This window comes from Peptostreptococcus faecalis (assembly GCF_900240845.1).
In the GTDB taxonomy this organism is placed as follows: Bacteria; Bacillota; Clostridia; order Peptostreptococcales; family Peptostreptococcaceae; genus Peptostreptococcus; species Peptostreptococcus faecalis.
Genome location: NZ_OERU01000019.1, coordinates 1 through 9,588 on the forward strand (window position 1 = coordinate 1; position 9,588 = coordinate 9,588).

Below are 9,588 nucleotides of genomic sequence, written 5' to 3' on the forward strand. Positions count from 1 at the left end.
AATGTACCATTTAATCGTAATACATGGCACTGTGGTGCTACATATGGCAATAGAAATTATATAGGTATTGAGATAGCAAAGTCTACTGGAAATGCTTTAGAGTTTGCAAAAGCTGAAAGAAATGCAGTTAAATATGTAGCAAGCATACTTAAAAAATACGGATGGGGAATAGATCGTGTTGAAACCCACCAAAAGCAAAGTGGTAAATATTGCCCTCATAAAACCTTGGATTTAGGTTGGCAAAGATTTTTAAATATGATAAACGAGGAACTAAACGGACAAAAAACAATAATTAACAACATCTTAAATAAACCAGAAATAAAAGCGAATTACTCTGTACAAGTTAGTGTTGGTAAAGGTGAGACTCTAAACGTAAGAAGTCAGCCGAGTGCAAATGCTAAGGTAGTTAATGCTTATAATGATGGTTCTGTAATATATGTTGAAGCAGTAGCAAGAGATGAATATAATAATGCATGGTATAAAATACCTAAGATGGGATATGTAAGTGCGGCTTATTGTAAGGGTATAGATAATAGACCTAAAATAGTATTATATTATGGTGACGGAGATAAGCCTATTGCAGAACTTATAGCTAGTAAATATAAAGTTAAATGCTATAGAGATGATGGCACTAGGACTAAGAAAGATTATAATATAATGTATGTTGGTGGTAAACAATATAAAGATAGATATGAGAGTGCAAAAGTCGCTGTGAATGCATACTTGTAAAAACGTTTTCTATATGTTAATATTAAATTGACAAGATTTCCTAAAATATTATTATAATTATATTTCACAAAAAGTAGGGTGGCTGGGTAGTTGCCCTTCTTTTTTTTGTTGTAAAAATAGAATAGATATGTTAGAGTATTGAGAACACTAAATTTCTTAATTACAGTTGACACAAAAAGAAAGGACTAGCAAATTAATGCTAGCCTTCTTTTTTTATTTACTATCCTCTAGATAGAACGATTTTTTCTGGATTTTCAGGGAGGTACTTTATCACAAGTTCGCTACCAACTGAAAGTTTATGTAAATCTAATGCTCCAATCACTTCTCGAGTGGTGCTCACGTATTCTTGACCATTTACCTTATAAGATAAGGAACACTCAATTTCAGGCTGATTATTGATACGTGTACCTGTTTCTCTTGCAGACAATAGAGTAGCGTTGGTTGCAACACCCTTTTTTTGTATGGAACGGTTCACTATACTTCCATAGAAAAATCCACCAAAAATACCAGTAAACAGCAATACCATTCCAACAGGTATTATAGTAAACAATAGATTCATATTTGACCATTGGCTCATGTCTTGGGTAAAAGTATAAAGCATATAAGCAACTCCACCTGTGATAGTAAAAAAACCTAATACAGCCAACAGTTTAAAAACTTTTTTCATATAATATTATCCTCCATAAATAGAATTGTTTTTTTAGAGAATATCATTAATTTTAATAAAAAGCAATATATTTAGCTGAAAAATAGATGGTAATTTAAAAAAAATAAGTTAATGCCTTATAAAGCAAAGTAGAGAAAATTTAAATATATTAGGTTTGCTTTACACTGTTTTTAGAATCTTTAATTTTTATACTTAACTATAAGAAATTAATAAAACTGTCCACCGATTGTCCACGCTGAACAAGTTTTTTCTAGTTATAATAAACTACAAAAAAATTTGAATTGTAAAAATATAACTTTGAAAACGTTGAAATATCAATGTTAAAATGTTATTATAAATTATAGAGTGTCTTATAAAAAAGGTGACTTTCTATATTCTGTACACGTTGAAAGCGTGGCGGTTCTAACTAAGTAATTTTATATAAATTTAGTTTTTAAAATATAGATTTTTAAAAACTTATTATTATAATAAGTGGTAATTATCAAGAAATTAAACATGTGGCAAACATTAAGCAAGGGTAGCATTAGTCTATCCTTGTTTTTTTATGAATAAAGCACTTAGTAATTTACTTCTAAACTTTATATGCACAAAGTTTTACATAAACATATGGTAAAAATACATAAATAAAGTTAAAATTCATGTTAGTATTTACTCAAAGACATGGTTCTACTAGAAACGTTATAAGATACCTTATTATTTAAACATTGACACAAAATTTTTATTATGTGATGCTTATATTAGCAGAATAAGGTTACCGGAAACCCAATCAATGCTTTATAACACAGTATAATAGTATGTTAATTTTATAATGATTTTTAGGAGGGGTAAAGATGTATCATTCAAGATGGAGAGGGAGCAATAGAGAAGCAGGTTATAAGTATGGAGATAATATGCATAAAAATGGTAAGGATTTAGATATAGATAAATTGGTGGATGAAGAAAAATTAAAGTATTCAGAGCAAGTTTATGAAATATACTATAAACATTATCCTGAAATTATAGAAGAAATAAAAGGTTTTGCAGAAGGTTTGAGAATGGATTTTGTGAAAGTATTTGCATTTCTAACAACAATGTATGTATTTACTTATGAAAATTACTGTTCAATTATTGGTACTTCAAATAAAAATGGAATTTTCTTAGCTAGAAATAGTGATTTTGATAAAAGTATTCAAAAACTAACAGACAGTGCTTATTATAAATTAGATAAAGGATATTCTTTTATTGGAAATACAACTGCAATGATTCAGATGGAAGACGGAATGAATGAAAAAGGGCTAGCTTGCGGGCTGACATTTGTATACCCTACAGAAAAAGGATTAGGGTTTAATGCAGGATTTTTAATCCGATATATTTTAGAAAAATGTGCGACTATAAGAGAATCAAGAGAATTTTTAGAAAATGTTGAGATAGGATCATCACAAAATATTATTGTTGCAGATAGAAATGGCGATGTACTTTTAGCGGAATTGAATTCAAAAAGAAAATATTTTGAACAAATTTCTAAAGGCGCATTGTACAGAACAAATCATTTTGTATCAAAAAAAATGCGTTTATTTAAGTGTGATTTAAATGATGATATAAGATCTCATGACAGATATAATACATTAGAAAAAGAAAATTATACAAATTATAGATTAGAAGATATAAGAGAATTATTAAGTGGAAAGAGAGGGTTTTTATGCCAATATGAAAAAAAACAAAGCTTTGATACTATTTGGTCTTCTATTTATGATATAGCAAATAATAAAATATATAGGAGTGAAGGTAATCCAAGTAGAAGAAAATTTATTGAAGATAAAAGGTGGAAATAGGATATTTTTCAGTATAATATATGGATTTTGTTATAAAAAATAAAGATTCTTTGTATTTTGAGAAGACTTTAAATATAAAAAAATATTTAAAATAATAATAAAATTTTAAAAAATTTTTATATTTAAACTATATAGACTATTTAAAAAATAATATGTGCTATAATAATAGTAAATAAATTTTGAAATTATTAAAGGAGGAAAGTGTTATGAAGTTGAAAAACAAAGTAGCAATTGTAACTGGTGCTAGTTCTGGAATGGGTGCTGCTATTGCGCTAGAATATGCTAAGGAAGGAGCAAAAGTATACGCAATGGCAAGGAGAGTAGAAAGACTTGAAGAATTAAAAAATAAAGCAAAAGATTTTCAAGGAGAAATAATACCAACAGCTATAGATTTAATGGACTTAGAACAAATTCCTAAAAATATAAAAGCAGTAAAGGAAAAAGAAAACAGATTAGATATACTCGTAAATAATGCAGGAATAATGGATGATTTTGCAGCAGTAGGAGATTTTAATGATGGTGCATTAGAAAAAATATTTACGCTAAACACTTATGTACCATTTTATACATCAAGAGAAGCTATAAGAATATTTGAAGAACAGGGATCTGGAAATATAATTAATGTTGCTTCAGTGGGTGGACTTAATGGAGCAAGAGGGGGGTCAATCTATACTGCTTCAAAACATGCTGTAATAGGTTTGACAAAAAATACAGGATACATATATGCAAAATCAAATATAAGATGTAACGCAATATGCCCTGGAGGAGTTGCAACGGAAATAGGAGAGGGCGAATACATGCAAGATGTTAATGAAAAAGCAAGAGAAGTGATTTTACCTGCTACAAGAGCAACAAACCCTAGATTTGGAGCTTCAGAAGAAATTGCTAAAATAGCATTATTTTTGGCATCAGATGATTCAAGCTTTATAAATGGACAATCAATAGTTGCAGATGGTGGATGGACTGCTTATTAAAGACTCAATTTAGATGTAGAAAAAAAGAGAGTATGTTATTAGTAGTATATAAGGGAGTATAGAATTATTTCTATACTCCAATTTAGTTTGTATTTATCGATTGTATTTTAATTTGAAGTGCTTAGCATTATTTCGATTATAAAGTTCAGTTATCCATTCTCTTCCTTTAAAGCATTTTCATTTTTAAGAAATAGTCCAGAAAGATTTTTTAGATATAATTAATTACTATTTAATTTTTATTAAATAATATAAAAATAAGTTATTTTGATATATAATAAACATGAAAAATAAAAAATTTAGGGGGAAAATTATGGGATTATTTGGAAAAAAGAAAGTTCAGAGGGAATTGACTCAAGAAGAAGAAAAAGATATAAAAGATAGAATTTTAAAGTATAAAATTGATTTTGGAAATTCGGGGAAATCCGGAGATATTATTAAACTAATACATGATTTGACAAATAAGAAGGCTTCAGAGTGTAAAAAAATATATGATTGCTATGAAGAAGAAGCTAGTGATTTGATTTATAAAAAACTTAAAGAAAATATTGATAATTAAATTTAGGACGAAATTTAATATCGGAAAAAATGCCATGCTATCCCCAGGAAGCATGGCATTTTTTAAAAAATTTTACTATCGCTTAGAGTAATATATTTAAATATAATCATTAGCACTACAATAATAATATCTATTACAAAACAATACCATTATTTATTTAAATAAATTAATAAAGTTAAAGAAAGGGAATTTTCTTAATATTACATATTATTAATTTGAAAAAACTTTAAATTACATATTTCTACTTGACAATAATTATTATAAAATGTACAATAGAAATCGATAACGCTTATCGTTTTCAACAAGTTTAAATTATTAATACCTGTTGAAAATATATTTTGTATCACATATAAAAAAGGGGGAAAATATAGTAATGGAGGTGCTTGTTAGTATAAATTAATATATTTTTTTTGAGGTTGTAGTACGGATATAAAATTGAATTTATAATTTATTAAATAATTGCATGATAAGTGCATATTAAGGAGAAGGATTATGATTAATAAAAGATTTTTAGGAGGTGCAGCTTTAGTAGTTGCATTTATAATGACTTTAACAGGTTGCGCAAAGACAGAGAGCAACTCTGATAAGCAAGAAAGTAATACAGCTACAGTTGAAGTAAAAGATATACATGGAACTGTGAAAGTTCCCGTAAATCCAAAAAACGTAGTAGCTTTGGATAATAGAACTTTTGAAACATTAGCTGATTGGAAAATTAAGTTAGCAGCAGCACCAAAAGGTTTGTTAACTGAAGAGTCACCATACATGAAAGATGATTCTGTAAAAGATATTGGAGATCATAAAGAGCCAAAGCTTGAAGTAATTGCATCAGTAAATCCTGACGTTGTTATAGTGGGTCAGAGATTCGGTAGTTACTATGAAGATATAAAGAAATTAGTTCCAAATGCTGCGGTAGTAGATTTAAGCTTTGATGTTTCAGGAGAAAAGGGAGCACCTGGTGAAAGTCTACTGAATGGACTTAAAGATTCTACTACTGTTATAGGTCAAATATTCAATAAAAATGATGAAGCTAAAAAATTAATTGCTGATTTTGATAAATCAATAAAGAATGTTAAGGATTCTTACAACGGTAAGGATACAATTATGAGTGTGGTAGTTTCTGGTGGAGAAATTGGTTATTCAGCTCCTGGTAAAGGGCGTGTTTGAGGACCACTTTATGAAATCTTTGGATGGAAACCATCTTTAGAAGTAAAGGATGCTTCAACAGATCACAAGGGAGACAATATTTCAGTAGAAGCAATTGCGGAAAGCAATCCTGATTGGATCTTTGCTATGGATCGTGATGCAGTGATGGATGGAGAATCAGTTCCTGCAAAAGATGTTATAGAAAAGTCACCTGCACTAAAAAATACTAAGGCTATTTCTGAAGGGCATATAGTGTTTGCACCAAATGATACATATCTTAATGAGTCAGTTCAAACATATATTGAGTTATTTGGAAATATAGCAGATGCATTAGGAAAATCAAAATAATGAACGATAAAATTAAAATAGAAAATAATACTGGGGCTGAGATTTCTCAGCCCCAGTATAATAATAACAATAAAATATGGACTAAAAACTTTATTATTGCTGTTGTTGTTTTTTTTATTTTAGCTTTGATATCTTTATTTACAGGAGTGTATGATATTAGAGGGCAAGAAGATGGAATAAATATGTTTTTTATCACACGTGTTCCAAGAACGGTAGCATTGATGCTTACTGGAGCAGCAATGTCTATATCGGGTCTTGTAACGCAATTAATTACGCAAAACCGTATGGTAGAACCTACTACGACAGGAACTATTGAATGGGCAGGTCTGGGACTGATACTAGTGTACGTGATATTTCCAGCACCTTCATTGATGCTAAGGATGGGAGGGGCTATTATATTTTCTTTTATAGGAACGATGATATTTTTTATGTTCTTAAAAAAAGTAAAACTTAGATCCGCGCTTATTGTTCCTATTATTGGTATGATGCTTGGAGCTGTAATATCTGCAATTTCTACATTTATTGGACTTGTTTTTAAGATGACACAGAATTTAGAAATATGGTTTGCAGGATCTTTTGCTCCAGTTCAAATAGGTAGATATGAATATTTATGGTTTATAGTAATTGCGACTATTTTAATTTTTAAGTACGCAGATAGATTGACTTTAGCTGGATTAGGAGAAGATATTGCAACTAGTCTTGGTGCAAATTATGATAAGATAGTTCTACTAGGTACAGGACTTATTTCACTATCTGTTGGAATAGTCGCTTCTGTAATAGGGAATTTACCTTTTTTAGGTCTTATTGTACCGAATATAGTTTCTATGTACAGAGGTGATGACTTAAGGAGCAATCTTCCATGGGTATGCGTATTGGGTATGGGAACTATAACTCTTTGTGATATAATTTCAAGAACCATTATAATGCCATTTGAAGTTCCAGTTTCCCTGATATTAGGAACTGTGGGTTCAATTGTATTCATACTTATTTTGTTGAAGCAACGGAGGGCTAGATGAGTAAATTAACAATAAGTAATATAGAAAATGACGGGCTTAATTTTAATCTTCCTGATGAGAGTAGAACGGCAAGAGCTTTTGGATCAAAAAAAGATGAGAAGAGATATTGGATTATTTTAATAGGATTAGTGCTTATGGGAATATTTTTTTCATATGGATTGTTAGTATATAATAACCCAGTACCAGTTGATTCACCTTCATTTATTCCAGTTGTAAGAAGAAGATTGTCAGCACTTGTTGCAATGATGATTGCTGCTGTATGTCAAAGTTTATCTACAATAGCATTTCAATCTAGTACTAATAATAGAATCATAACACCGTCACTTTTAGGGTTTGAAGCACTATATTCAACAATACATACTGCAACTATGTTTTTTGGTGGAGCAGCTGTTTTTTTTGAGTTTACAGGTGTTGTGCCTTTTTTATTTCAGGGAACTTTAATGGTGATAATGTGTTTACTACTTTACGGATTGCTTCTTACAGGCAAGTATGGTAATTTACAACTGATGCTTTTAATAGGTGTTATTTTTGGAGTAGGGCTTAGGTCAATATCATCATTTATGAGAAGGTTACTTACACCTTCGGAATTTGATGTTTTGCAGGCAAGATTGTTTGGCTCTGTAAATAACGCAGATGCTGCATATTTTCCTGTGGTAATACCAATTGTAATTATAGTAAGTATATTATTATTTGTATATTCAAAAAAATTAAATGTGCTATCATTAGGAAAAAATACGAGTGTACCTTTAGGAGTAAATCATAAGAGAGGTATAATTTACACCCTTGTATTAGTTTCAATTTTGATGTCAATTACAACAGCTTTGATTGGACCACTTACTTTTTATGGATTTTTAGTTGCAACTTTGACTTATCAAATAGCATCTACATATGATCATAGATATTTGTTTCCAATGGGGATAGCTGTGGCATTTTTAGTAATAACAGCAGCGTATTTTTTTATGTATCATGTTTTTGATGCACAAGGTGTGGTTTCTATTATTATTGAAATGTTTGGTGGTTTAACTTTTTTAGTTGTAATATTGAGGAAAGGGACATTATGATAGAAATAAAAAATGTAAAAAAATCATATACAGATGAAGTCGAAATTGGTCCATTAGATATCAAAATACCAAAAGCTGGAATTACATCTTTGATTGGGCCAAATGGAGCAGGTAAGTCTACAACATTATTGATGATAGGAAGACTTTTAGATATAGACGAAGGTAAAATAGCAGTTGCTAATATGGATGTTTCAGAATCTAAATCAGAGGAATTAGCAAAAAAAATAACTATTTTAAGGCAAGAAAATCACTTTGTAACGAGATTAACAGTTAGACAATTAGTCGGATTCGGAAGATTTCCTTATTCAAAAGGAAGACTTACAAAAGAAGATGATGTAATTATATCAAAATACATTGATTTTTTAGATTTAACCAACTTGGAAAATAGATATTTGGATGAACTTTCAGGAGGTCAAAGACAAAGAGCCTATGTTGCAATGGTTTTATGTCAAGAAACAGAGTATGTATTGTTAGATGAACCATTGAACAACTTAGATGTAGCACGTTCTGTTCAGATGATGGAACACTTAAGGCGAGCTGCAAATGAATTTGGTAGGACAATATTGACAGTTATGCATGACATAAACTTTGCGGCAAAGTACTCTGATAGAATTTGTGCAATGAAAGAGGGAAGTATAGCTGCTTTTGGAAAAATTGAGGAAATAATGAAATCAGATATATTAACTGATATATTTGAGACAAAAATAGATATAATTGAGGGACCACACGGACCGATTGCTGTCTACTAGTTGAGTCTACTTTATAATATTTTGTTTGAATTTATCTTATAATATTTAAAATAACATCAAGTGTGTACTATAAATGTTGAAATAATTTTATATTTTAGAGTATAATTTAAAGCCAAAGATATTATTATCTTTGGCTTTATTGTATATATAATTTAGTAGTTCAGATACAGTATTTTCTAGATGTTATTTACGTCCTACCTACGTCCTATCATAGTAGATATACTATCTAGTCTTTGAGATATCTTCACTGCTGTAGAGTATCTATCAGCTCCTGATATTCTTTCTTTATTAGTTACTTTTAATCCATCATATACAGATTTAGATACTGAGTTTTCTCCACCACCTACAAGTATGCTATCTATCTTCCAGTCAGCTATATCTTTAGCTGTTATATCTGTTAGAGAAGATGGTTTTGTAAGGTGAATTGGGCACTTAAACTTAGCTGCTAGTGAGTTGATTGTGATTCCATCTGGGAAGTCAGTTCCATCTACTAGTATCATGTCTGTCTTATTTCCAGTAAGTGCTCTCACTTCT

The 9,588-nt window shown here is 29.8% G+C and carries 9 protein-coding genes and 1 pseudogene; 8 read left to right on the top strand and 2 right to left on the bottom strand.

Features of this window, described 5'->3' with window-relative positions:
- A partial coding sequence (locus tag C0982_RS10125) for an N-acetylmuramoyl-L-alanine amidase (protein ID WP_180946939.1) occupies positions 1–729 on the top strand: 729 nt, incomplete at its 5' end.
- 220 nt (positions 730–949) lie between these two features.
- Here the strand turns inward: C0982_RS10125 and C0982_RS10130 are convergent.
- On the bottom strand, positions 950–1,306 hold the full coding sequence (locus C0982_RS10130) for a DUF3592 domain-containing protein (RefSeq protein ID WP_145994521.1): 357 nt from the start codon (positions 1,304–1,306) through the stop codon (positions 950–952).
- 920 nt (positions 1,307–2,226) lie between these two features.
- On the opposite strand from C0982_RS10130, the gene C0982_RS10135 reads away from it, so the two are divergent.
- The 7 genes and pseudogenes from C0982_RS10135 (at position 2,227) to C0982_RS10165 (ending at position 9,054) form a co-directional block, all read left to right on the top strand.
- Positions 2,227–3,207, top strand: a complete 981-nt coding sequence (locus C0982_RS10135) for a C45 family autoproteolytic acyltransferase/hydolase (RefSeq protein ID WP_101774079.1) — start codon at positions 2,227–2,229, stop codon at positions 3,205–3,207.
- Positions 3,208–3,413: 206 nt separating this feature from the next.
- Entirely contained in the window at positions 3,414–4,181 is a 768-nt protein-coding gene (locus tag C0982_RS10140; protein ID WP_101774080.1) for an SDR family oxidoreductase, read from the top strand.
- A gap of 310 nt (positions 4,182–4,491) precedes the next feature.
- Positions 4,492–4,737: a hypothetical protein gene (locus C0982_RS10145; RefSeq protein ID WP_101774081.1), complete on the top strand. Its 246-nt coding sequence runs from the start codon at positions 4,492–4,494 to the stop codon at positions 4,735–4,737.
- 543 nt (positions 4,738–5,280) lie between these two features.
- Positions 5,281–6,228: pseudogene (locus C0982_RS10150) on the top strand (siderophore ABC transporter substrate-binding protein).
- Positions 6,228–7,244 (top strand): ABC transporter permease, encoded by a 1,017-nt coding sequence (locus C0982_RS10155; RefSeq protein ID WP_101774082.1) that lies wholly within the window; start codon positions 6,228–6,230, stop codon positions 7,242–7,244. The pseudogene C0982_RS10150 and the gene C0982_RS10155 overlap by 1 nt, the downstream one beginning before the upstream one ends.
- The gene (locus tag C0982_RS10160) at positions 7,241–8,305 is read left to right on the top strand and encodes an iron chelate uptake ABC transporter family permease subunit (protein ID WP_101774083.1); all 1,065 of its coding nucleotides are present in this window, start codon (positions 7,241–7,243) and stop codon (positions 8,303–8,305) included. Before C0982_RS10155 ends, C0982_RS10160 begins: the two co-directional genes overlap by 4 nt.
- On the top strand, positions 8,302–9,054 hold the full coding sequence (locus C0982_RS10165) for an iron ABC transporter ATP-binding protein (RefSeq protein ID WP_101774084.1): 753 nt from the start codon (positions 8,302–8,304) through the stop codon (positions 9,052–9,054). Before C0982_RS10160 ends, C0982_RS10165 begins: the two co-directional genes overlap by 4 nt.
- A 194-nt stretch (positions 9,055–9,248) precedes the next feature.
- Here the strand turns inward: C0982_RS10165 and C0982_RS10170 are convergent.
- A partial coding sequence (locus tag C0982_RS10170; protein ID WP_145994522.1) for a cell wall-binding repeat-containing protein occupies positions 9,249–9,588 on the bottom strand: 340 nt, incomplete at its 5' end.